Raw genomic sequence first — 21,605 nt, 5'->3', positions numbered from 1 at the left:
ATGCTCTTGTCTCCCAATGCCATGGGCCGGCCGCTTCGCACCGGCCTGTACCTGACCACCGGTGTAATTGCCGCCTTCCTCTTGCTGCCGGTGGTCTTCATCGTGCTGCTGTCGTTCGGTTCGTCCCAATGGCTGGTGTTTCCACCGCCCGGCTGGACGTTCAAATGGTACGGGCAGTTCTTTTCCAACCCTGAGTGGATGGACGCAGCCCTGGCCAGCCTCAAAGTCGCCGTGCTCACCACCGTTGCGGCAGTGCTGCTGGGCCTGCCCACGGCCTTCGCCCTGGTGCGCGGGCGCTTCCCGGGGCGCGAGCTGCTGTACGGCCTGTTCACCATGCCGATGATCGTGCCCCTGGTGATCATCGCCGTAGCGGTGTACGCCCTGTTCCTCAAGCTGGGCTACACCGGGACCTTGTTCGCCTTCGTGGTGAGCCACGTGATCGTCGCCCTGCCCTTCACCATCATCTCCATCATCAATTCCCTGAAGCTGTTCGACCAGTCGATCGAGGACGCCGCCGTCATCTGCGGTGCCTCGCGCCTGCAGGCCATCTTCAAGGTGACCTTCCCGGCCATCCGGCCTGGGATGATCGCCGGCGGGTTGTTCGCGTTTCTGGTGTCCTGGGATGAAGTGGTGCTGAGCGTGATGATGGCCAGCCCCGACCTGCAGACACTGCCGGTAAAAATGTGGACCACCCTGCGCCAGGACCTCAGCCCGGTGATCGCCGTGGCATCGACCTTGCTGATCGGTCTGTCGCTGCTTGTGATGTTCCTTGCCGCCGCCCTGCGCCGGCGTGCCGAAACCAACGCCTGAGCGCGCGGAGATTAACCCATGAGTGCAGTGATCCAAGACAACGCGCGTGGCAAGGCCCTGGTCAGCCTGCGCGGCCTGAACAAGCATTACGGCGACTTCACCGCCGTGGACAACCTGGACCTGGATATTCAGGAAGGCGAATTTCTGACCTTCCTGGGTTCCAGCGGCTCCGGCAAGTCCACCACCTTGTCGATGCTGGCTGGCTTCGAGACTCCCAGCAGCGGCCAGATACTCGTTGAGGGCCAGTCGCTGGTCAACGTGCCGCCGCACAAGCGCGACATCGGCATGGTGTTTCAGCGCTATTCGCTGTTTCCGCACCTGAACGTGCGCGACAACATTGGCTTCCCCCTGGCCATTCGCAAGCTGGGTACGGTTGAAACACGCAAGCGTGTCGATGCCATGCTCAAGCTGGTGCAACTGGAGCCTTTCGCTCACCGCAAGCCCTCGCAGATGTCCGGCGGACAACAGCAACGCGTGGCCATTGCCAGGGCGCTGGTCTACGAGCCGCGTATCCTGCTGATGGACGAGCCGCTGGGTGCCTTGGACAAGAAGCTGCGTGAAGACCTGCAGGATGAACTGCGCCAGTTGCACCGGCGTCTTGGCATTACCATCGTCTACGTCACCCATGATCAGGAAGAGGCCATGCGCCTGTCCCAGCGCATCGCGATCTTCAGCCATGGCAAAATCGTGGGCCTTGGCAGTGGCTACGACCTTTACCAGAACCCGCCCAACGCGTTTGTGGCCTCGTTCCTGGGCAACTCCAACTTCCTGCGCATCAAGGCCAACAGCAATGGCGCAGGCAGCTTCGAAGGCCAAAGCGTCGCCATTCGCCTGACCCCAGGCCTGGGCCAAGATCAGGATGCCCTGATCATGGTGCGGCCTGAGAAAGCCCTTGCCCTGACTGCCCAGCAAGCTGCCGAGCAACCGTTGCCTGCCGGCTGGAACGAAGTCAGCGCCAAGGTCGGCGAGGTGTTGTTCCTCGGTGAAAGCCAAACCTGTCATGTGGTCACCGCAGGCGGTACCTCGTTGACGGTCAAGGCTTTGTCGGCGGCAGGCATGCCGATGCAGCCGGGCGACACCGTCAAGGTACGCTGGGCGGTGGCCGATGCGTGTATCTATACCCAGTGGGCAGAAAGTGACCTGAGCAAATCGGCCGGCGCTCACTGATCCAGGCGCCGCTGATCGTCCGTGCGCAAGTGCCTGCGCACGGCCGCCTGGCGACGTTGCCGCCTTGTCATCACACCATCACGCCACTGCCTTACGCTGCGGCCATTCCCACCGTGAAGGCCCAATCACCATGGCCCGCCTGCTCGTCTTCCTGTTGACCGTGCTGCCGATGATGGCCTGGGCCGAGCCCGTGCACCTGCGCATCCAAGGCTCCAACACCCTGGGGAGTGCCCTGCTACCGGCGTTGGTACGGGCGCAGCTGCGCGCCGAGCACGCTACCCAGGTGCAAGTCCACAGCGGTAAGGCGGACAACGAGTCAGTGATCGCGGCGACCCGCGCTGACGGTGTAGACATTCAGGTCGATATCGCGGCGCATGGCTCAAGCACGGGCTTTGATGCCTTGGCTCGGGGCGAGGCTGACCTGATCGCCGCCTCTCGCCCGATAAGTGACAGCGAAGCACGGCAGTTGCAGGCATTTGGCGACTTGCGCTCCCCTGCAGCTGAACATGTCATCGGGCTGGACGGTGTCGCCATCCTCGTCAATCCCGCCAACCCCTTGTCTGAGTTGTCCCTGGATCAAATTGCGCAGGTTTTCAGCGGGCAGGTACGGCGCTGGGAGCAACTCGGGGTGGCCGGTGGCGACATCCACCTGTACGCCAGGGACGAGCGCTCCGGGACGTTCGAAACGTTCAGGTCACGGGTCCTGGCGCCTAAGCAGGTCAACCTGGCGCCGACAGCCAGGCGTTTTGAAGCCGGCGATCGTCTGGCCGCCCAAGTAGCAGTCGATCGCCAGGCCATCGGGTTTACCGGGCTTTCGACCCTCCACGGGACCAAGGTACTGGCAGTGGCCGATGGCACCGCTGCGGCGCTGCTGCCCGAACGCGCCTTGGTGGCCAGTGAGGTCTATCCGCTGTCACGCCGCCTGTTCCTGTATCTGCCCACTCCCCCAAGCCCTCAGGCCGCTGCATTGATCGACTTCATCCAGAGCCCCGCCGGTCAGGCTATCGTGGCCGAGCAAGGCTTTGTGTCACAGCAGATCGTGGCCCAGCGCGTGGCGCCTGTTGCGAACATGCCTGCCCAGTATCGGGCGCTGGCAGAGCACGCTCAGCGGTTGAGCGTGAACTTGCGCTTTCAACCGGGCAGTGCCGCCCTGGACAGCAAGGCTACCCAGGATGTGCAGCGGGTCATCGAGTACCTGAACCAGGCCGGCAAGCCGCACCGCAAGGCCGTACTGGTGGGCTTCGGCGACCCCAAGGACACACCGGGGCGCGCTGCCCTGCTCTCGCGCCTGCGCGGCGAGGCGGTACGCCAGGCACTGGCGCGCGGGGGTATCGAGGTGCTGGAAGTGGCGGGGTTAGGTGACCAGATGCCGGTGGCGGGTAACGAGATGGAGCAGGGCCGCTTGCGCAACCGTCGCGTCGAGGTCTGGGTCTATTGAGGCTTGCCGCACGGCATCAAGACTGGAGGAGTCAGCGCATCCCAAGCCCTTCGCAAAAAAATGTAACAGCTGCTCATTCGGCGTGCCCCGCAAACGGATCTACGCTCAAGCCTAAGTGATACCGGGCCCCTCTGACGGTTGCCAGCCGCCATGTCGGATCACTGTTGCCACGCAACGTCGACCGATCAGGAGGGGCTCATGACAGCTCTGCACACCTTTCTCACAACACCTTTTCTCGGCACCAGCGCTTGGCTGTGGCTGGTTTTTGTCGCCATCGTCGTCGGCTTGCTGGTGCTCGACCTGGGCGTGCTGCATCGCCATGACCGCGAAATCGAAATGCGCGAAAGCCTGCTGCTGTATTCAGGCTACTTCGGCGTCGGCGTGCTGTTCGGCGTCGGTGTTTGGTACTACCTGGGCGCGCAACCGGCACTGGAGTTCTATACGGGGTTTCTCGTCGAGCAGTCGTTGTCGATGGATAACGTCTTCGTGATGGCGATGATCTTCAGCTATTTCGCCGTTCCCCGACGCTATCAGCACCGCGTGTTGTTCTGGGGGATTCTCGGCGTGGTGGTGTTGCGCGCGATCATGATTGGCGTCGGCGCGGCCTTGGTGCAGAACTTTGCCTGGGTACTTTATCTCTTCGGCGCCTTCCTGCTTTTTACCGGCGTGAAAATGGCGCTATCCAGGGAAGACAGTCAGCCGGACCTGGCCAACAATCCGATTCTGAAGTTTGTAAGGCGGCACATGCGGGTAACCGATCAAATCCACGGCCCGAAGTTTTTCGTGCACGTTACGCCCCGTGGGGAAAGCAATGCCGTGCGCCACGCTACGCCGCTGTTTCTTGCGCTTGTTTTGATTGAACTGGCTGACCTCGTATTTGCCGTGGACAGCGTCCCGGCGATATTCGCCATCACCCAGGACCCTTTCATCGTCTACACATCCAATATCTTTGCCATCTTGGGCCTGCGTTCACTGTACTTTGCCTTGTCGGCACTGATGCACCGTTTCGTGTACTTGAAGTATGCGCTGGCGCTCGTGCTGATCTTCATCGGCTGCAAGATCTTCTACCACGGCATGGTGGGCAAGGTGCCCGCCCTATTGTCGCTGGGCGTCACGTTCGGGCTGTTGCTGGGCGGTGTGCTGGTGTCGCTGATAAAAACCCGCGGTCAAGCCAAGGCCCCGGTTACTGAGCCGGATCAAGCGATTGAAACCACTCGGCATAAGGAGTATTGACCGCCATGCGCCGGTTGAAGTCCGGGCTCCCGTCGCCCCACCAGACGGGGCCACGCTCCCCCAGCGCGACCTTTGCCGCCTGAACCTGGGCACGGGCGCGAGCAAGCTGATCGGGTTCGTCGTTGGCCTTTGCGTCCTTTACCGCTCTGCGCGCGTCCATCAGGGCATGCACCCAGTGCTGACGCAGAGCGTCGGACAGGGAGGGATCGGTGCAGCGCCACAAGCGCCCCCGGACAACGAAATAGCGGCCGTCCGGGGTAGTGGGATAACGTTGGGTGGGCATTACTTGGCCAGCCAGTTTTCCACTTCATCAGCGCCGTGTTCGGCCTTCCATGCCTTGAGCTTGGTGTGATTGCCACCTTTGGTCTCAATGACTTCACCGGTGTGTGGGTTCTTGTACTGCTTGACCTGCCGAGCACGGCGTGGCGCTTTCTGGGCCGCGGCAGGCGCAGCGGGCCGTTGACCGTTTTTCGGGTCGAGCAGGTTGACGATATCGCGCAAACTGTATTCGTACTTGGCCAGCAGATTTCGCAGTTTGGTTTCAAATTCAATTTCTTTTTGCAGCTCAGGGCTACCTTTCATGGCTTCCAGCTCTGCAAGTTGGGCAGCCAATTTCTGTTCCAGTTGACGAAACTCTGCAAGACGAGACATGGGGACGTTTCCTTTTCAGTACGACGGGCAATGAAACTTCAGTAACTTGTTAGTGCAGTCGAACATAGGCTTGGTTCAACCGGCTTGACTAACTAGACAGCATTACCGTCTGTCCGTCAAAGAAAATGTTAGTGCCCGGCAAGCGGTCTGTTGCGCACACCCTGCGGAGACTCAATCATGCCCAACCCTTCCCTTGGCCTTCTTGGCCTATGTTTGGCCAGCGCCCTGCTCGCGGGTTGCTCAGGGGCCAAAACCGCATCGCCTGTGCAAACACCCGGCGCCCCAATAAAGCCCGGCACGCAATGGCTTGAAAAAGGCGCGGCGCTGTTACAGGCCAAACCACCTATTGACGCACTGAATGCCTACCTGGATGGTTTTCACTTCTATAACGGCCATCCGGATATTCAAATGGAAGCGCATCATTACTGTGCGATCCTCAACGAAGACGTCATTCAGTGCGTGATCTACGATGGCAGCACGGCCACGGCCAAAATCATGGGCGTGGAGTACATCATCGATCAGAAGTTGTTCGCCCGGTTACCCGCCAAGGAAAAAGCGCTGTGGCACAGCCACGGGTTTGAAGTGTCCTCTGGCCAGTTGGTGGCGCCCGGTATCCCTGCGCCTGCCGAACATGCCTTGATGAAACGCCTGGCCACCACCTACGGCAAGACGTGGCATACCTGGCATACCGACCAGGACAAGTCACTGCCGATGGGCGTGCCGCAACTGATGATGGGCTTCACTGCGGACGGTCAGGCAGACCCGGCGATGGTCGAGCAGCGCAACCGTCGCCTGAGCATCGATACCGCCCAGACGCGCAAGCAGCGCGCTGATATTGACATTCCTACGCCCGACACTGACGCCGACAGTTGGCAGAAAGGCGTCATCATTCAGTTGGATGACCCGACTGGCGCGCATTTGCACAAACCTGCCACCACTACGCCTGCCGATACCAACAGCCGCTCGGCCCATTGAGCCTGGCGGCATGAACCCAGCAATCAGCGTTGGGCCGCTGAGCCTGACGCAGGCAGATACCTGCCGATTTCGTACTTGCCGATCGCTGCCCGGTGCACTTCATCGGGCCCGTCGGCCAGGCGCAGGGTGCGCTGCATGGCGTACATGTAGGCCAACGGAAAATCAGCGCTCACCCCCGCACCACCGTGCAACTGAATCGCCCGATCAATCACGCGCAGCGCAACATTCGGTGCTACCACCTTGATCTGCGCGATCTCGCTGCGGGCCACCTTGTTGCCCACGGTGTCCATCATATAGGCCGCTTTGAGCGTGAGCAGGCGTGCCATGTCGATGTCCATGCGCGAATCGGCAATCTTGTCGACGTTCCCGCCCAGCCGCGCCAGTGGCTGCCCGAACGCAGTCCGGGCAACCGCGCGCTTGCACATCAGCTCCAGAGCCCGTTCGGCCATGCCGATGGACCGCATGCAATGGTGGATGCGTCCAGGCCCCAATCGGCCTTGGGCGATCTCGAACCCCCTGCCCTCTCCAAGCAGCACGTTCTCCCACGGCACCCGCACATTTTCGAACACCACCTCGGCATGGCCATGGGGCGCGTCGTCGTAGCCAAATACCGGCAGAGGTCTGAGCACCCTCACACCGGGTGTATCCATCGGCACCAGAACCATCGAGTGTTGTTGGTGCCGCGGGCCGTTCGGGTTGGACAGGCCCATGAAGATCAGAACCTTGCACCGCGGGTCACATGCGCCGGAGGTCCACCACTTGCGGCCGTTGATGACCCATTGGTCCCCTTCGCGCACTGCTGTAGCCGCCATGTTGGTGGCATCCGAAGACGCCACATCGGGCTCGGTCATGGCGAATGCCGAGCGGATTTCGCCCCGCAACAAAGGCTCCAGCCACTGCTGCTTCTGCGCGGCCGTACCGTAGCGCACCAGCACTTCCATGTTTCCTGTGTCCGGTGCCGAGCAGTTGAACGGCTCTGGGCCCAACAATGAACGGCCCATGATTTCGGCCAGTGGGGCGTACTCCAGGTTGGTCAGCCCTGCGCCGTATTCGGATTCAGGCAGAAAGAGGTTCCACAAGCCCTCCTCGCGTGCCTTGATTTTCAGCGATTCCATGATGGCGGTAGGCTGCCAACGATCGCCTTCGGCAACTTGGCGTTCGAATACGGACTCGGCTGGATAGACGTAGGCATCCATGAAGGCAGTCACGCGCTCGCGCAGCGCTTGCACCTTGGGCGAATAGGCGAAATCCATTGGCGGGTTCCTTCAGGGTCGAATGACATTAGGACAAGCCTAGGGCAGGCGCTGGTCATCCACCTAGTCTATTTTCGGCGTGTATTAACATTCATAACCGATATATGATCGGCCGATAATTCCAAGAACGAGCGGCGCTCATGAATCTCAGCAAGGTCGATCTCAACCTGTTCATCGTCTTCGATGCGATCTACACCGAAGCCAACCTCACCCGTGCCGGGCAGATCGTCGGCATCACCCAGCCTGCCGTGTCCAATGCATTGTCCAGGCTGCGTGAAACCTTCAACGACCCGCTGTTCGTACGGACCGCCCAGGGCATGGTGCCAACACCCATGGCGCAGAACATCATCGGCTCGGTCCGCAGCGCGCTGGCATTGCTACGCACCTCGGTGCAGGAAAGCCGGACGTTCAACCCCCTGCAAGCGAGCAAGACGTTTCGCATCAGCATGACCGACCTGACCGAGGCTGTGATCCTGCCGCCGCTGTTCCAACGCCTGCGTCGCCTGGCGCCTGGGGTGCTGATCGAGAGTTTCCTGTGCAAGCGCCGGGAAACCACCAAGGAGCTTGCCGCAGGGCGACTGGACTTCGCCATCGACGCCCCCCTCAACACCGACCCTCAAGTGCGGCACATCAAGTTGATGCAGGACCGCTACGTCTGCGCCCTGCGCCAAGGTCACCCGCTGGCCGACAGGGCATTGAGCCTGGATGGGTACCTTGGCATGACCCACATCCACATTTCCAGCCGCCGCAACGGGCTGGGTTATGTGGACCTTGCGCTGGGAAAGATGGGCGTGCAGCGCAAGGTGGCCCTGCGCTCACAGCATTACCTGATGGCCTCGCAAGTACTGCAGCAAACCGACATGGTGATGACCGTGCCAGAGCGTTTCGCCCGCCGTCATCAGTTGTGCTACAAGCCCCTGCCTGTGGAGGTGCCGGCGTTGGAGACGCACCTGTACTGGCATGAAAGCACTGACCAGGACCCAGCGAACCGCTGGATGCGCGAGCAGATTACCGAGTTGTGCGAGCGGGTAGTCAGCGAAGAGGAACGGACTCTCAATGGTCAATGAGAAAAGACCGTCTGAGTGTCGAGATAAGGGTGAGAATATTTTTTTCGTTATGCCCGATCCGGAGAATGCTTTTGCAAAATGGTCTTAAAACGCAATGATTTAGAGCAAAAGTCTCTTCGTGACGTAGTTAATCTTGTTCAGGCACCCTCGCTCTCTTGCCAATGGACCTGCTTATGTCTGACGCCCCTCTCTACTTCGATTACGCTGCCACTACCCCGGTCGACGATCGAGTGATCCAGGCCATGCTTGGATGCCTCGGTCGGCATGCCCATTTTGGTAATCCGGCCTCGAGCGGGCATATCTATGGCAGGGCAGCGCGCGATGCAGTCGAACTGGCCCGTGAGCAGGTGGCCGAACGCGTGGGGGCGCCGCCGGCGTCACTGGTATGGACATCCGGGGCTACCGAGTCCAACAACCTGGCGCTCAAAGGCGTCGCGCAGGGACTGGGCCAGCCTGGGCATTTGCTTACCAGTCAGCTAGAGCACAAAGCCGTTCTGGACACCGCAGCCGAACTGGAGCGCCAAGGCTGGGCGGTGACCCGACTGCAACCTGATCCATCAGGCCTGATCCATCCGGCCATGGTTCAGGACGCGCTGCGTGCCGATACGCGCCTGGTGTCGCTGATGGCGGTGAACAATGAATTGGGCACAGTCACCGACATCGCTGCCATCGGCGAGCGGGTGCGGGCGCACGGCGCCGTGTTCCACGTGGACGCAGCTCAGGCGGTAGGCAAGCTGGCCATCGACCTGGCTAGCCTGCCCGTTGACCTGATGTCCTTTTCCGCCCACAAGGTGTATGGCCCCAAAGGCATCGGTGCGCTGTTCGTTGGCCCGCGCGCGCGCGCCGGCATGCGTGCCCAACTGCATGGGGGGGGTCATGAGCAAGGCTTGCGCTCCGGTACCCTGGCCACGCATCAGATCGCGGGCATGGGCAGCGCGTTTGCCCTGGCCGGCCAACCAGGCGATGGCGAGTACCAGCGCTTGGCGCAGCTGGCCAAGCGCCTGCGCGAGGGCCTATTGGCCCTGCCCGGCATCACGCTCAACGGCTGCGCTACCCAGCGCGTGCCGCACACCCTGAACCTGTGTATCGATCAGGCAAGGTTCAACAGCGCGGCGCTCGCCACACAACTGGCGCTGTCGACCACCTCGGCCTGCAATTCAGCGAACAATGCGGCATCCCACGTCCTGCTGGCGCTGGGGTTGGACGAGCGCCGTGCCCGTAACAGCATTCGCCTGAGCGTTGGCAGGTTCACCACCGAGGCGCAAGTCGACAAGGCCATTGCGGTATTGGCCTCGGCACTGACCACGGCCAACGCTGCACTCTGGTGAACCACGCCAGCCGGGCATGCCTTCACAGGAAGGTGAATACCTTGGATGCCGGGAGCCGCGATTTGCTTAGCCCGGCATTGAAGTCGGTTTCACTGCGATAGCCCAGGCTCAGCAGCACTACGCTGGTGAAGCCTTGTTCGCGCAAGCCAAGCTCGGCATCCAGGCGCTTGCTATCGAAGCCTTCGATGGGGGTAGCGTCCAGGCCCAGGGCAGCGGCGCCCAGCAAGGCTGTACCCAGGGCAAGATAGGTTTGCTTTTCCATCCAATGCTGCAGGTCCTTGCGCTCGTAACGATGCAGGTCGGCGTAGTGGCGTCGGCTGTTGTCCTGCGCCGCCTTGGCCTGCTCATCGCGAAAACGCCCGTCGAGTGCCTCCTGGGCGAGCACGGCCTCCAGGTGCGCCTGGGTCATGTCGGTGCGCGTGCAAAAAACGATGACATGGGAGGCATCGCGCAATTTGGGCGAATTGTAGGCGTAATCGGTGTCGGTACTCATGGTCAGGCGGGCTTTGGCAGCTTCGCTCTGGGCAACGACGAAATGCCAGGGCTGGGAATTCACCGAAGATGGACTGTGACGTAATTGCTCGAGCAAGGCATCGACCGTGGCTTGGGGAATTTGACGCGATGCATCGTAGGCTTTGGTGGTGTAGCGGCGCTTGGCCAGCGAGACGGTATCCATGGGCAATTCCGGACGTCGAGAGAAAAGGAATGCCCATGGTATCTTTCCTGCCACAAATAAAAACCGGCACAATCGAGCAACACTTTCACCTCTGGAGTGACAATGTTGCGTCTTGCCGACCTCGAACTGTTCGTGCGCAGCAGCGCGCTGGGCAGCTTCACCGCAGCTGCCATCGAAGCGAACCTGTTGCCCGGCCAGGTGGCGGCCGCCATCAAGCGGCTGGAGCGTGATCTGGACGTACGTCTGTTCGTTCGCACTACCCGCAGCCTGCGCCTGACTGCCGAGGGCGAGCGCTACCTGCCGACTGCCGTGAACGTGCTGGAAAGCCTGCGCCGCGGGCATGACGATTTGCACGGCAATGCCACCGCCCTGCGCGGCACCTTACAGGTTTCAGCACCCTCGGACCTGGGCCGCAACATGCTGCTGCCCTGGCTCAGCGCGTTTCGCCGGGAGCACCCGGCCTTGCACCTGCGGTTCATGCTGTCCGACCAGATTGCCGACCTGAACCGTGATCCGGTGGACGTTGCCGTGCGTTACGGCCTGAACCAGGACGCCAACTACATCGCCCTCCCCCTGGCCGACTGGAACCAGCGCGTCCTGGTCGCCTCCCCCGATTACCTGGCCCGCCACGGCCGACCGCAGACGCCCGAGGCACTGCATGCCCATGACTGCTTGTTGTACATGCAGCACGGTCGGGTGTACGACAAGTGGCAACTTGGCCAACGCACGGTGCACGTGAAAGGGCCACTGATCAGTGATGACGCCGATGTGATTCGCCGCCTAGCGGTACTTGGCGAGGGAATCGTCTACAAGTCGTGGCTGGATGTCAGTGATGACCTCGCCTGCGGCAGGCTGGAAATCGTCCTGCCTCAATGGCCGGGCGAGCCGACACCTGTCACGCTGGTATGCCCGCACCGCAAGCAGCTCACCCCCGCCGTCACGCAACTGCACCAGTGGCTGCGCCAGCGGTTCGATGCACTGCAGCCGGCAGCCAGGCTCGGCAGTTGCACAAATCTTCCAGACACCTGTAGCCGAGGGCGCTAGGCTTCTTGTACAGCCTAAGCATCAGCATGCACACAGCGAGCCCCCATGAGTAACTGGATCGACCTCAAGCAGGACGCCGAGACCGGCATCGAGTCGATCCGCGCCCATTTCGTCGGTCATGCCTACGACCCCCATTGGCACGAGAGCTTTCTGGTAGGCGTCACCGAGCAAGGGGTCCAGCAATTCAATTGCCGGCGGGTCAGGCACCATAGTGTGCCGGGGCAAGTCTTCATGCTTGAACCTGGGGACCTGCACGACGGGCTCGCGCCCACTGAAGAAGGTTTTACCTACTCCACGCTCTACCTGGAGCCGGACTGGCTGGAGCAGCAGTTGCGCCTGCTATTCGAACAGGCGCCGCGTGATGCCTTGCCCCGTTTCGCCGACACGCTGACCCAGGACCTGCAGCTTGGCCAAGCCACCGCGTTTGCCTTCAATGCCCTGCATGCACACGAACTGCTCATCGTAAGGCAGTCAGCCATCGACGCCTTGCTCGCCTGCCTCACACGCCACCTGCACTGGCGCAAGCGAGTCGATCCAGACCCGCGCTTGCCGCTCACGGCGCAACGGGCCCGCGATTATCTGCATGACAACCTCGCACGGGATGTTGGCCTCCAAGAGCTGGCGACTGCCTGTGGCATCGACCGTTACCGCTTGACCAGAGCCTTCAAGGCAGCATTCGGGCTCGCCCCGCATGCGTACCTCATCCAGCTGCGCCTGGCCAGGGCCCGGCGTTTGCTTGCCAGCGGGACCAGCCCTGCAGACGTAGCTGTCACCTTGGGCTTTGCCGATCAGAGCCACCTGGGCCGGTGGTTTCGGCGGGCCTATCAGCTCACCCCGGCATACTACCGCAAGCGCTGCTCAATCCTTCCAGACTGAGGCGATGCAAATGGCGAGCATTGGGGCTGACACCAAAGGAGCCCCAGCACATGACGCATTCTTTTCTGCCATTCGTTGCATTTGCCCTGGTTGCCAGCATCAGCCCAGGCCCGACCAATCTGCTTATCCTTGCCCAAGGCGCCCGACATGGGCTGCGCAGCACGCTGGTGCCCATCCTGGCGGCATGCCTGGCCGCTGCGGCCACTGTGTTGCTGGTTGGCATGGGGCTGGGTCAATGGTTGACGCGCCACCCACAAGCCCAGCATCTGATGATGTGGGCCGGAGTGTTGTGGTTGAGCTGGCTGGCCTGGCAACTGCTGCGCAGCACCGGCGTTACCGGCGCGCCAGCCCAGGCGCGGGTGTTCACGGCAGTGGACGCGGCAACGCTGCAGGTGATCAACCCCAAGGTGTGGCTGATGGCCGTGTCCGTAATCGGCGTGTTTGCCGCGCCAGGCCTGGCGGTGTGGCAACTGGCACTGGTGTTCCTGGTGATCGCACTGCCGTGCATGACGCTGTGGGCGGTGCTGGGCGCAGGCAGTGCGGCCTGGCTGCAAACGCCACGCCGCCTGCGCGTGTTCAACCAGGCCCTGGGCGGCCTGCTCTTGCTCTCAGCGTGGGCTGCGGTATTGAGCTGAGTAGCCTTGTTGCTCGCAAAGACAGAATCAATGGGTCAGCGCATCGCGAAAGCGGCGGGTACTGCCCACTGCCAGCAACAAGCCAACCACTGCCACGCTGCCCCCGACCAGGCCGATATTGGCCACGCCCAGGTAGCTGCTGACGATACTGCCCAGCAACGCACCACCGCCGATGCCGATGTTGTAGATGCCGGAAAACAACGCCATGGCCACATCCGTGGCGTCGGAGGCCAGCTTCAAGGTGCGTGACTGCAATGACAGGCTGAAGCTCAAGATCGCCACGCCCCAGCACATGCTCAGCACGGCGAACGCATGGAAGCTGCCGGACAATGGCAAGAGCAGCAGCAAGCAGACTGCCAGCATGCCGATCGAGCCCACCAGAAAACCTTGGGGAAAACGGTCGCTGTAGCGGCTGAACAGGAACGAGCCGACCACACCTGCGCCGCCAAACAACAGCAAGACCAACGTGGTGCGCTCACCGCTGATCTGCGCGACATGCAGGGCGAACGGCTCGATATAGCTGTAGGCGGTAAACTGCGCCGTGATCACCAGCGTCACCAGCAGGTAGGTGATGACCAGCGCAGGCCGCTTGAACAGTATCGGCAGGCTGCGCAACGATCCCGAGTTCTGGCTCGGCAACAACGGCAGCGACTTCATCAGGCACAGCATGGTCGCCAGCGCCACCCCAGCGATGCTCAGGAAGGTGACGCGCCACCCCAGTGCCTCGCCCACCACGCGCCCCAGGGGGATGCCAAGCACCATCGCCAGCGTCGTGCCGGTGGCCAACAGGCCCAGCGCCTTGGCCTGCTGCCCAGGGGGCGCGACGCGCACCGCAAGCGAGGCAGTAATGGCCCAGAACACGGCGTGCGCCAAGGCTATGCCGATGCGGCTGAGCAGCAGCATCGCAAAACTCTGCGACAGCCACGACAGCAGATGGCTGACGATGAACACCAGAAACACGAACAACAGCAGGCGCCGCCGCTCGATGTTGCGTGTCATCAACATCATCGGCAGTGACGCCAATGCCACGACCCAGGCATAAATGGTCAGCATCAGCCCCACTTGCGCGGTGGTCATGTCGAAGCTGCGGCCAATGTCGCTGAGCAGCGCCACCGGCACGAACTCGGTGGTGTTGAAGATGAAGGCAGCCAACGCCAGGGCGATGACGCTCAGCCAGCTGCCGCCGCCTACTGTGGGCGGCAAGTGGTCAGGTAAGGGTCCGTTCATGGCGTGAAACCGGTTCTCCACAGGCAAGGCAAGACCACGCACGTCCGGCCCCGGCAAGGAGCGGTATGAGCGTGTGTCTTATTAAAATTGGGGACGCAGGCATGGTACGCGTCATGCTCGGGCCTCACAACCGCCGTACCGAAGGCGTACCATGCGCAATCTCGGATACTGGCGCACATCAAGGAGTTCCACCCACTCATGGACAAGCAGCATCCCCAGCAGCAATGGCAGCAGGCCGTTATCACCTACGCCCAGGCGGTCAACGACTATGTCGCACAAGGCAGTGCGCACGGCTGGGAGCAGCTCGAAGAACCCCGGCACCCTGCCACCGAACACTTGCTGGACGCCTGGCGCGCCGCCTTGCGCAAGGTCAACCAGCCGACCGTCGAGGAGCACCAGCGCCAGGCATTTCGCCAGGCTTGGCCGCCAGCCCATGCGCCCTTGTTGCCCCTGCTCGACACCCATGGTCAGGGTATCGCCACGTTGCTGCTGCTCAATGACGGGAGCCTGCTCGCACGGATCGGCATGCCCCACGAGAAAGGCCAGGTGGTGCGTATCGATGGTTATACCGTGACACCCATCATCGGCGTCGAGCATTTCGGCCGTTGCCCGGCTCGACGCTTCTTCGCCCTGGCCAACGCCGAGGGTGTGCGCGTGACCGATGGATGGGGCGGCCCACAGGTGCGGCGGCTGGCGTGGCCTACCGGTTTGGAGGGGTTGCCCAAAGGCTATCCGTTCGAGCCTTTCGACCTGCCCCCCATTGCGACTGCATTGATACCCTTCCCCGATGGGCAACAGGTGCTGCTGATCAGCGACGAGGGCATTTTCGTGCTCTCTGAGCAGGGCGCGAGCCGGCTGCTGCCGCGCCAGGAGCAGGTCGAGCAAGCGCTGGCAGAGGGTACCGACCCCGATGACATCATCCTGGGCCTGAGCATGGCCCATGGCGCTGTATCGCCCGACGGGCAGTGGGTCGTGGTAGGCGAGCAAGCCAACCGGCACCAGGTGCTGGACCGTCAGTTAACGCCTGTTGCCAGTATCGGACCGGCCAGCGAATACCCGCACTACGCCCTGTTCAACCGTACCGGGGACCAGTTGCTGCTCAATGCCTGTCACTTCTACAGCGGTGCGTCGCTGGCCGTCAGGGTGAGCGACCTGGAGGGCCTGGATACGGACTACTACAGCCAGGACCCCCGCACGCCGGTGGTGCAGGAAGGCGCAAGGGTCTACGCAGGCGTGGCGCGTCAGGACGAGTACATCGTCGGTGATGCCTATGGTTATTTACGGGCTTTTGGGGAAGACGGTGGCGAACGCTGGCAGCACTATCTAGGTTCGACCATCAGCGCAATGGACATCAGCGAGGATGGTCGAACCCTCGTTGCCGCAAGCCATGCGGGGTTCATCTCAGTGATCGCGCTCGACAGTGGCCGACCTGATTGGCAGATCGGTACAGGCCCGCATGGCGAAGTCCGCCGCTGGCTGTTCTGGAAAGGTGGGGACAAGCCGCTGGCCTGGTAAGGCCAGCGACAGAGCCTGCAGCGTTTGATTCCGGTGCAGGCCGACGGCCGATCAGGCCTTGAGGGTCGCCATGTCGATCACGAAGCGGTACTTCACATCGCCTGCGATCATGCGCTCATACGCCTCGTTGATGTGCCGGATATCCAGCATCTCGATGTCGCAACGGATGTCGTGCTTGGCACAGAAGTCCAGCACTTCCTGGGTTTCGGCGATACCGCCGATCAACGAGCCGGCCAGCACGCGGCGCTTCATGACCAGGTTGGCAGCATGCAGCGCAGGCTCGATCGGTTCGATCAACCCGACGAGGATGTGCACGCCGTCGAACGTCAGGGTTTCCAGGTAGGGATTGAGGTCATGTTGAACCGGGATGGTGTCGAGCAGGAAATCGAAACGACCGGCTGCCGCTTTCATCTGCTCGGCGTCGGTGGACACAATCACATGGTCTGCCCCTTGGCGGCGCGCCTCAGCGGCCTTGGCCTCGGAACGGGTGAACAGCGTGACTTCGGCACCCAGCGCCTTGGCCAGCTTGATGCCCATGTGGCCCAGGCCACCCATGCCAAGGATGCCCACCTTGTGGCCTGGGCCTACACCGTGGTGCTTGAGCGGCGAATAGGTGGTGATACCGGCGCACAGGATAGGGGCGGCGCTGGGCAGGTCCATGCCCTCGGGGATGCGTACGACGAAATGCTCGCTCACCACGATGCTGCTGGAGTAGCCACCCATGGTGTTGCTGCCATCGACCCGATCGGGCGTGGCGTAGGTCATGGTCGGGCCTTCGAGGCAGTATTGCTCAAGGTTTTTGGCACAGGCCGCGCACTGACGGCAGGAATCCACCATGCAGCCGACACCGACCAGGTCACCGACCTTGTGGCCGGTGACCTGGGCGCCTACCGCGGTCACGCGGCCGACGATCTCGTGGCCTGGCATCAAGGGGTAGACCGCAATGCCCCATTCGTTGCGGGCCTGGTGAATGTCCGAGTGGCACACCCCGCAATACAGGATGTCGATGGCCACGTCATCCGGGCGCGGGCTGCGGCGCTCGAAGGTCATGGGTGCCAACGGGCTGGTGGGGGTTTGGGCGGCGTAACCGATAGCGGTATACATAGAGACCTCGCGGTTAAGTGAAACGGTTCATGTGAAGCATTTTGTTCTCAGATAGGAACATTGCCCACCGCAGATTCTCCGGAAGCCTTGCCTGATTCTCCGAAGCTTCTGGTGCAGCCAACGCGCGGCGGGCATAATCCGTCCACCCATGCTGTCCGATTCTCTGCCCCGGTGCTCCATGCAACTGACCCGTCACGTCGACGCCAATGCCCCGCTTTGCGCACTCATACGCCGTCTGGCGGTTCGCCCAGGGTTCGTGCCCACCCACCTGCCCCAGGTACAAGTGCTGAGCTGGGACCACTACGTGGCCAGCAGCCCGCAGATCTATGAGCCGAGCCTGATGATCCTGGCCCAGGGCAGCAAGCTGGCCCGCCTGGGGCCCCGCACGCTCGAGTATGGCGCGGGGCATTACCTGGTGCAGGCGCTGTCGGTACCGTTCATGTGCGAAACCTTCGCCACGCCCGATGTGCCCTTGCTGGGCGTGGCAGTGGCCATCGACCGCGCCACGCTGAGCGAATTGGTGCAGAGCAGCGGCCTTGCCACCGATGGCCCGGTGCAGGCTCAGACGCCCCAGTCGATGACCTCGGCCGCCCTGGACGCGCCCATGCGTGAGCGGGTCGAGCGGTTGCTGGAGTGCCTGCAAGATCCTGTGGACGCCAAGGTGTTGGGGCCGGCCCGGGTGCGTGAAGTGCTGTACGCCGCCCTGCGTGGCCCGCAGGCCGGGGTACTCAGAGCGCTGGTCGAGCAACAGGGCCATTTCGCCCGCATCGGCGCCGCCTTGGCCCACCTGCGCGAACACTACAGCGAGCCACTGAGCGTCGAGGCTCTGGCTGGGCGAGCGAACATGAGCGTCTCCACCTTCCACGAGCATTTCAAGCGCTGCACGGACATGGCGCCCATGCAGTACCTCAAGCGCCTGAGGCTGCTCAAGGCACAGCAGATGCTGATCGGCGAAGGTATGGGCGTGGCTCAGGTCGCCCATCGGGTGGGCTACCAGAGCACGTCGCAGTTCAGCCGCGAGTATAAACGCCAATTCGAACGCAGCCCCGGCGAAGAACTGCCGTATCAGAGCCTACCGGTGTGAGCCCAGTGGGCTAATGAATGCGCCTCCATCCCCCAATGCCCAGCGTGCCAATGGCTGATAGGCGCCCTTTCGAGACTCGTAAAGTACACATTCCCGGGCGCTGACAAAGAACTCAGGCGGCGTGCTGGCCTCAGGGGGCTGCCCGTGAAAGTCGCGGGACAACGTCAAGTGGGGTCGAAAGGTGCGGTCTGCAACGGCGATACCCAAGGGCAGCAGCGCCTGTTGCAGCCCATAGACCAGTTGAAGAAGGGGCGCAGGCGTATGCTGCGCCTCAAGCACCAGGGCACCGGCCCTGTGCCACACCTGCAAGCGATCAAGCACCAGCCTCGGCGCCTTGTCGGGCAGCAGCAATTGGTCGACGGCAGCGCACACCGATGGGACCTGCGCCGCATCGACATTGCCCAGGAATGCCAGGGTGATATGGAAATTGGCGGCTGGCACCGGCCTGCCGCTGCGCAGCGCCAGGCTGCGTCGCCACTGGGAGACATCGCGGCGCTGGGCATCACTGACTGGCAGGGCGAAAAACAGCCGCTTGAACGGGCTGGCCGTGGAGCGAGTGTCCTGAGCCATAAGATCTCCTGAAGGTGAAACCAGGGTCGCGGACGATGCAACGCGACACCGAACCGGCCGGACAGTTTCGTAACAATAGGTACAAACTGCCGCGACGATTGTTTATGCTGGCGGGCTTATGCCATCGCGCATGGCCATTTTTCGACAAGTAAACGTCCATGAAAATTGCACTCGTTCTGCTATTCGTCCTCTCGATCGCCTACGTTCACCTGCGCGGCCGGGTGCGTCACAAGCTGACCCGCCAGCTGGGTGACCATTCCAGTTTCCTGGCCCCGGTCAACAGTTTCCTTTACTTGTTCTCGAAACATCCGGCCAAACCTTACCTGCCGGTCGAAGCCTTCCCTGAGCTACAACCGCTGCAGGAACACTGGCAGGAAATCCGTGAAGAAGCCCAGCGCTTACTCCAGGTTGGCGAAATCAAGAAGTCCGATAATTACGACGACGTGGGCTTCAACTCGTTCTTCAAGACCGGCTGGAAGCGGTTTTATCTGAAGTGGTACGGCGAAAGTCATCCGTCGGCCATGACCCTGTGCCCGCGCACCACGCAGCTGCTGCAAGGCATTGGCACCGTCAAGGCCGCCATGTTCGCCACCCTGCCCCCTGGGGCCAAGCTGGTTCGGCACCGCGACCCCTATGCTGGCTCCTACCGCTATCACTTGGGCCTGGATACTCCAAACGACGACGGCTGCTACATCGACGTCGATGGCGAGAAATATTCGTGGCGCGATGGCCAGGGCGTTGTGTTCGACGAAACCTACATCCACTACGCGGCCAACACCACCGAGCACAATCGCATCATTCTGTTCTGCGATGTGGAGCGCCCGCTCAAGTACCGCTGGGCCACGGCGTTCAATCGCTGGTTCAGCCGCAACGTCATGGCCGCCGCCGCGGCGCCCAACGATGCAGGGGACAAGACCGGCGCCATCAACCGCCTGTTCACCCGCATCTACCGCATCCGCGAACGCGGCAAAGCACTGAAGAAGCGTAACCGCACGCGTTACTACCTCGAAAAATGGGCAGTGGTGGCGGCGCTGGTGTTGGTGTTCATCTACATCTGAGGCTGCACATGATCAATCTCCGCCCCATGACGCCAGAAGATTTCGAGCGCTTCTGGCCCACGCTGCAGGGCGTGATCCAGGCGCGCGAAACCTACGCCCTTGACCCCGACATGACCTTTGAGCAGGCCCGCCACATGTGGCTCGAGCTGCCCCGGCATACACTGGTAGCCGAAGCGCAGGGCGAGCTCCTGGGCTCCTACTACCTCAAGGCCAACGCCGGCGGGCCAGGCAGCCACGTGGGCAATTGTGGCTACATGGTGACCGAGCAGGCACGTGGCCGCGGGGTGGCGCGCTTGATGTGCGAGCACTCGCAGAAGCTGGCTCGTCAGGAAGGCTTTCTGGCGCTGCAGTTCAACTCGGTGGTCGCCAGCAATGAAGTGGCGGTGGCCTTGTGGCACAAGCTGGGCTTCGAAACCGTCGGCCGCTTGCCCAAGGCTTATCGCCATGCACACCTGGGGTTGGTGGATTGCCTTGTCATGTATAAATGGCTGGCCGATGAGCCAGTCACGGAAAAGCCTGCGCTGCTCATTGGCCGCAAGAACATCGAAGCGCGTGTATCGCGTCGCAAGGGTCGGTAGTCAGCCTTGGCGCTCCAGGGTCTGATGCCCGTGCCCTGGAGCCAGTACACGCCAGATTCTGACGGTTCAAAACAGGCAGTCTTGCTCAGCGCTCAGGTTATAAGATAACGTTTCGTCCGTCGTCTTTAACCGTGATGCCCATGCCCCCTACATCCTTGCTACCTCCCCTCTCACACCAACGCTTGCAGAGCATCGACGCCCTTCGCGGTTTTGTCATGCTGATCATGCTGCTGGACCACGTGCGCGAAACGTTTTTCATGCAGCATCAGGTCAGTGACCCGATGGCCGTGGAAACCACCGAGCCTGCGTTATTCTTCAGTCGCACCCTCGCACACCTGTGCGCGCCGGTCTTTGTGCTGCTCACCGGCCTGTCTGCCTGGCTTTACGGCGAAAAACGGCAGCGTCGCGGCGAAGTCTCGATGTTTTTGTTCAAGCGCGGGCTTTTTCTGGTGGTGCTGGAATTCACCCTGGTGAACTTCGCCTGGACATTCCAGGTGCCGCCGACTGTGATCTACCTGCAAGTGATCTGGGCCATCGGTATCAGCATGATGGCGCTGTCAGCCTTGATATGGCTGCCCCGGGCTGGCCTGCTCGCCGTTGGGCTGACCCTCATCGCCGGGCACAACCTGCTTGACGGTGTGCACTTCGACGCCGCATCCCCCTGGCATGTGCCCTGGGCCATCGCTCACGACCGTACCTGGCTCGATGTCAGTTCCACACTGCGCTTGCGCACCTCCTACCCGGTACTGCCCTGGGTCGGCGTCATCGCCGTTGGCTACTGGCTCGGCTCCTGGTTGCACAGTGCATGCACACCGGCACTGCGTCAACGACGGCTGCTACACGCTGGGTGCGGCGCCCTGTTGGGCTTTGTCGCGCTGCGCGCGATCAACGCCTATGGCGAAGCGCACTGGAGTGTTCACCCAGCGCTGGCGCAGACGCTGATGAGTTTCTTAAACATCACCAAATACCCGCCGTCACTGGTGTTCCTGACGTTGACCCTGGGCGTTGGGTTGCTGCTGCTGCGTGCATTCGAGCGCGCAGGGCACCCGCGCTGGATCGGAGTGCTGGCGATGTTTGGCGCAGCCCCGATGTTTTTCTATCTGCTGCACCTTTACGTGCTCAAGCTCCTGTACCTGAGCGCACTAGGTGTGTGGGGGGCCAACCAGGGGGCCTACTTTGGTTTCCAGACCATTGCCGCGGTTTGGCTCACGTCGGCCCTGCTACCGCTAATGCTCTACCCGCCTGTACGCTGGTTCGCCCGGCTGAAGGCGCGCCGGCGTGATCTGGCGTGGCTGAAGTACTTCTAGGCGGCTAAA

General features: G+C 62.0%; 22 protein-coding genes. 15 read left to right on the top strand and 7 right to left on the bottom strand.

Translation table 11 applies throughout. The features are described from left to right. From ACF8GB_RS14195 to ACF8GB_RS14180, 4 genes are all read left to right on the top strand, one after another. Positions 1-810: an ABC transporter permease gene (locus tag ACF8GB_RS14195; RefSeq protein WP_023536057.1), complete on the top strand. Its 810-nt coding sequence runs from the start codon at positions 1-3 to the stop codon at positions 808-810. Positions 811-828: 18 nt separating this feature from the next. Further along, complete coding sequence (locus ACF8GB_RS14190; protein WP_078478758.1) at positions 829-1,977, top strand: ABC transporter ATP-binding protein; 1,149 nt, start codon at positions 829-831, stop codon at positions 1,975-1,977. A 130-nt stretch (positions 1,978-2,107) separates the two neighbouring features. Next, positions 2,108-3,415: a substrate-binding domain-containing protein gene (locus ACF8GB_RS14185; RefSeq protein ID WP_058637329.1), complete on the top strand. Its 1,308-nt coding sequence runs from the start codon at positions 2,108-2,110 to the stop codon at positions 3,413-3,415. A 198-nt stretch (positions 3,416-3,613) separates the two neighbouring features. Beyond that, the gene (locus ACF8GB_RS14180) at positions 3,614-4,648 is read left to right on the top strand and encodes a TerC family protein (protein ID WP_392527200.1); all 1,035 of its coding nucleotides are present in this window, start codon (positions 3,614-3,616) and stop codon (positions 4,646-4,648) included. Here the strand turns inward: ACF8GB_RS14180 and ACF8GB_RS14175 are convergent. Both ACF8GB_RS14175 and ACF8GB_RS14170 read right to left on the bottom strand, forming a co-directional pair. Then, positions 4,599-4,931, bottom strand: coding sequence for a hypothetical protein (locus ACF8GB_RS14175; protein WP_078478760.1), 333 nt, complete (start codon positions 4,929-4,931; stop codon positions 4,599-4,601). The genes ACF8GB_RS14180 and ACF8GB_RS14175 overlap by 50 nt on opposite strands. Next, positions 4,931-5,299, bottom strand: a complete 369-nt coding sequence (locus tag ACF8GB_RS14170) for a histone-like nucleoid-structuring protein, MvaT/MvaU family (protein WP_058603880.1) — start codon at positions 5,297-5,299, stop codon at positions 4,931-4,933. The genes ACF8GB_RS14175 and ACF8GB_RS14170 overlap by 1 nt, the downstream gene beginning before the upstream one ends. A 177-nt stretch (positions 5,300-5,476) precedes the next feature. On the opposite strand from ACF8GB_RS14170, the gene ACF8GB_RS14165 reads away from it, so the two are divergent. Then, positions 5,477-6,274 (top strand): OBAP family protein, encoded by a 798-nt coding sequence (locus ACF8GB_RS14165; protein WP_392515240.1) that lies wholly within the window; start codon positions 5,477-5,479, stop codon positions 6,272-6,274. 23 nt (positions 6,275-6,297) lie between these two features. Here ACF8GB_RS14165 and ACF8GB_RS14160 read toward each other — a convergent pair whose 3' ends face one another. Then, positions 6,298-7,527: an acyl-CoA dehydrogenase gene (locus ACF8GB_RS14160; RefSeq protein ID WP_392527198.1), complete on the bottom strand. Its 1,230-nt coding sequence runs from the start codon at positions 7,525-7,527 to the stop codon at positions 6,298-6,300. Between the two features lie 140 nt (positions 7,528-7,667). On the opposite strand from ACF8GB_RS14160, the gene ACF8GB_RS14155 reads away from it, so the two are divergent. Continuing rightward, entirely contained in the window at positions 7,668-8,594 is a 927-nt protein-coding gene (locus ACF8GB_RS14155; protein ID WP_058637333.1) for a LysR family transcriptional regulator, read from the top strand. Positions 8,595-8,767: 173 nt separating this feature from the next. Further along, positions 8,768-9,922: a cysteine desulfurase family protein gene (locus ACF8GB_RS14150; protein WP_196185561.1), complete on the top strand. Its 1,155-nt coding sequence runs from the start codon at positions 8,768-8,770 to the stop codon at positions 9,920-9,922. Positions 9,923-9,944: 22 nt separating this feature from the next. Here the strand turns inward: ACF8GB_RS14150 and nfsB are convergent, their stop codons facing one another. Then, positions 9,945-10,598, bottom strand: coding sequence for an oxygen-insensitive NAD(P)H nitroreductase (gene nfsB, locus ACF8GB_RS14145; RefSeq protein WP_058603875.1), 654 nt, complete (start codon positions 10,596-10,598; stop codon positions 9,945-9,947). 102 nt (positions 10,599-10,700) lie between these two features. Here nfsB and ACF8GB_RS14140 point away from each other — a divergent pair, with 102 nt between their 5' ends. From ACF8GB_RS14140 to ACF8GB_RS14130, 3 genes are read left to right on the top strand one after another with little or no spacing between them, the layout of a single operon-like run. Continuing rightward, complete coding sequence (locus ACF8GB_RS14140) at positions 10,701-11,642, top strand: LysR family transcriptional regulator (protein WP_196127607.1); 942 nt, start codon at positions 10,701-10,703, stop codon at positions 11,640-11,642. A 45-nt stretch (positions 11,643-11,687) separates the two neighbouring features. Beyond that, entirely contained in the window at positions 11,688-12,518 is an 831-nt protein-coding gene (locus ACF8GB_RS14135) for an AraC family transcriptional regulator (protein WP_392527195.1), read from the top strand. Between the two features lie 50 nt (positions 12,519-12,568). Further along, complete coding sequence (locus tag ACF8GB_RS14130) at positions 12,569-13,153, top strand: LysE family translocator (RefSeq protein WP_058603872.1); 585 nt, start codon at positions 12,569-12,571, stop codon at positions 13,151-13,153. A 27-nt stretch (positions 13,154-13,180) separates the two neighbouring features. Here the strand turns inward: ACF8GB_RS14130 and ACF8GB_RS14125 are convergent, their stop codons facing one another. Continuing rightward, complete coding sequence (locus ACF8GB_RS14125) at positions 13,181-14,380, bottom strand: sugar transporter (RefSeq protein WP_167340286.1); 1,200 nt, start codon at positions 14,378-14,380, stop codon at positions 13,181-13,183. A 198-nt stretch (positions 14,381-14,578) separates the two neighbouring features. On the opposite strand from ACF8GB_RS14125, the gene ACF8GB_RS14120 reads away from it, so the two are divergent. Next, complete coding sequence (locus tag ACF8GB_RS14120; protein WP_196185563.1) at positions 14,579-15,895, top strand: hypothetical protein; 1,317 nt, start codon at positions 14,579-14,581, stop codon at positions 15,893-15,895. 51 nt (positions 15,896-15,946) lie between these two features. Here the strand turns inward: ACF8GB_RS14120 and calA are convergent, their stop codons facing one another. After that, complete coding sequence (gene calA / locus ACF8GB_RS14115) at positions 15,947-16,999, bottom strand: vanillin reductase (protein WP_100851268.1); 1,053 nt, start codon at positions 16,997-16,999, stop codon at positions 15,947-15,949. Between the two features lie 178 nt (positions 17,000-17,177). Here calA and ACF8GB_RS14110 point away from each other — a divergent pair, with 178 nt between their 5' ends. Further along, on the top strand, positions 17,178-18,083 hold the full coding sequence (locus tag ACF8GB_RS14110; RefSeq protein WP_058603869.1) for an AraC family transcriptional regulator: 906 nt from the start codon (positions 17,178-17,180) through the stop codon (positions 18,081-18,083). On the opposite strand, the gene thpR is transcribed toward ACF8GB_RS14110, so the two are convergent. Further along, positions 18,072-18,653 carry an RNA 2',3'-cyclic phosphodiesterase gene (thpR, locus tag ACF8GB_RS14105; protein WP_058637341.1) on the bottom strand — a complete coding sequence of 194 codons (582 nt, stop codon included), beginning with the start codon at positions 18,651-18,653 and terminating at the stop codon, positions 18,072-18,074. The two genes, ACF8GB_RS14110 and thpR, sit on opposite strands and share 12 nt — an antisense overlap. A 158-nt stretch (positions 18,654-18,811) precedes the next feature. Between thpR and lpxO the strand changes: the two genes are divergently transcribed. The 3 genes from lpxO to ACF8GB_RS14090 all read left to right on the top strand — a co-directional run bounded on the left by lpxO (position 18,812) and on the right by ACF8GB_RS14090 (position 21,596). Further along, positions 18,812-19,711 carry a lipid A hydroxylase LpxO gene (gene lpxO / locus ACF8GB_RS14100; RefSeq protein ID WP_023536108.1) on the top strand — a complete coding sequence of 300 codons (900 nt, stop codon included), beginning with the start codon at positions 18,812-18,814 and terminating at the stop codon, positions 19,709-19,711. A gap of 8 nt (positions 19,712-19,719) precedes the next feature. Next, the gene (locus ACF8GB_RS14095; RefSeq protein WP_058637342.1) at positions 19,720-20,289 is read left to right on the top strand and encodes a GNAT family N-acetyltransferase; all 570 of its coding nucleotides are present in this window, start codon (positions 19,720-19,722) and stop codon (positions 20,287-20,289) included. Between the two features lie 140 nt (positions 20,290-20,429). Continuing rightward, positions 20,430-21,596: a DUF1624 domain-containing protein gene (locus ACF8GB_RS14090; protein WP_392527192.1), complete on the top strand. Its 1,167-nt coding sequence runs from the start codon at positions 20,430-20,432 to the stop codon at positions 21,594-21,596. Positions 21,597-21,605: the final 9 nt, after the last annotated feature.

The sequence above is a fragment of the Pseudomonas sp. xss_4 genome (assembly GCF_043104125.1).
In the GTDB taxonomy this organism is placed as follows: Bacteria; Pseudomonadota; Gammaproteobacteria; order Pseudomonadales; family Pseudomonadaceae; genus Aquipseudomonas; species Aquipseudomonas parafulva_B.
Note: the sequence above shows the minus strand (reverse complement) of the source record. Positions and strands in the feature narration are given on the sequence as shown.

What these genes read in the sequence shown, in the direction of transcription:
- ACF8GB_RS14195 (WP_023536057.1), top strand. Translation starts at nt 1, where the DNA reads ATGCTCTTGTCTCCCAATGCCATGGGCCGGCCGCTTCGCACCGGCCTG.
- ACF8GB_RS14190 (WP_078478758.1), top strand. Translation starts at nt 829, where the DNA reads ATGAGTGCAGTGATCCAAGACAACGCGCGTGGCAAGGCCCTGGTCAGC.
- ACF8GB_RS14185 (WP_058637329.1), top strand. Translation starts at nt 2,108, where the DNA reads ATGGCCCGCCTGCTCGTCTTCCTGTTGACCGTGCTGCCGATGATGGCC.
- ACF8GB_RS14180 (WP_392527200.1), top strand. Translation starts at nt 3,614, where the DNA reads ATGACAGCTCTGCACACCTTTCTCACAACACCTTTTCTCGGCACCAGC.
- ACF8GB_RS14175 (WP_078478760.1), bottom strand. Translation starts at nt 4,931, where the DNA reads ATGCCCACCCAACGTTATCCCACTACCCCGGACGGCCGCTATTTCGTT.
- ACF8GB_RS14170 (WP_058603880.1), bottom strand. Translation starts at nt 5,299, where the DNA reads ATGTCTCGTCTTGCAGAGTTTCGTCAACTGGAACAGAAATTGGCTGCC.
- ACF8GB_RS14165 (WP_392515240.1), top strand. Translation starts at nt 5,477, where the DNA reads ATGCCCAACCCTTCCCTTGGCCTTCTTGGCCTATGTTTGGCCAGCGCC.
- ACF8GB_RS14160 (WP_392527198.1), bottom strand. Translation starts at nt 7,527, where the DNA reads ATGGATTTCGCCTATTCGCCCAAGGTGCAAGCGCTGCGCGAGCGCGTG.
- ACF8GB_RS14155 (WP_058637333.1), top strand. Translation starts at nt 7,668, where the DNA reads ATGAATCTCAGCAAGGTCGATCTCAACCTGTTCATCGTCTTCGATGCG.
- ACF8GB_RS14150 (WP_196185561.1), top strand. Translation starts at nt 8,768, where the DNA reads ATGTCTGACGCCCCTCTCTACTTCGATTACGCTGCCACTACCCCGGTC.
- nfsB (WP_058603875.1), bottom strand. Translation starts at nt 10,598, where the DNA reads ATGGATACCGTCTCGCTGGCCAAGCGCCGCTACACCACCAAAGCCTAC.
- ACF8GB_RS14140 (WP_196127607.1), top strand. Translation starts at nt 10,701, where the DNA reads ATGTTGCGTCTTGCCGACCTCGAACTGTTCGTGCGCAGCAGCGCGCTG.
- ACF8GB_RS14135 (WP_392527195.1), top strand. Translation starts at nt 11,688, where the DNA reads ATGAGTAACTGGATCGACCTCAAGCAGGACGCCGAGACCGGCATCGAG.
- ACF8GB_RS14130 (WP_058603872.1), top strand. Translation starts at nt 12,569, where the DNA reads ATGACGCATTCTTTTCTGCCATTCGTTGCATTTGCCCTGGTTGCCAGC.
- ACF8GB_RS14125 (WP_167340286.1), bottom strand. Translation starts at nt 14,380, where the DNA reads ATGAACGGACCCTTACCTGACCACTTGCCGCCCACAGTAGGCGGCGGC.
- ACF8GB_RS14120 (WP_196185563.1), top strand. Translation starts at nt 14,579, where the DNA reads ATGGACAAGCAGCATCCCCAGCAGCAATGGCAGCAGGCCGTTATCACC.
- calA (WP_100851268.1), bottom strand. Translation starts at nt 16,999, where the DNA reads ATGTATACCGCTATCGGTTACGCCGCCCAAACCCCCACCAGCCCGTTG.
- ACF8GB_RS14110 (WP_058603869.1), top strand. Translation starts at nt 17,178, where the DNA reads ATGCAACTGACCCGTCACGTCGACGCCAATGCCCCGCTTTGCGCACTC.
- thpR (WP_058637341.1), bottom strand. Translation starts at nt 18,653, where the DNA reads ATGGCTCAGGACACTCGCTCCACGGCCAGCCCGTTCAAGCGGCTGTTT.
- lpxO (WP_023536108.1), top strand. Translation starts at nt 18,812, where the DNA reads ATGAAAATTGCACTCGTTCTGCTATTCGTCCTCTCGATCGCCTACGTT.
- ACF8GB_RS14095 (WP_058637342.1), top strand. Translation starts at nt 19,720, where the DNA reads ATGATCAATCTCCGCCCCATGACGCCAGAAGATTTCGAGCGCTTCTGG.
- ACF8GB_RS14090 (WP_392527192.1), top strand. Translation starts at nt 20,430, where the DNA reads ATGCCCCCTACATCCTTGCTACCTCCCCTCTCACACCAACGCTTGCAG.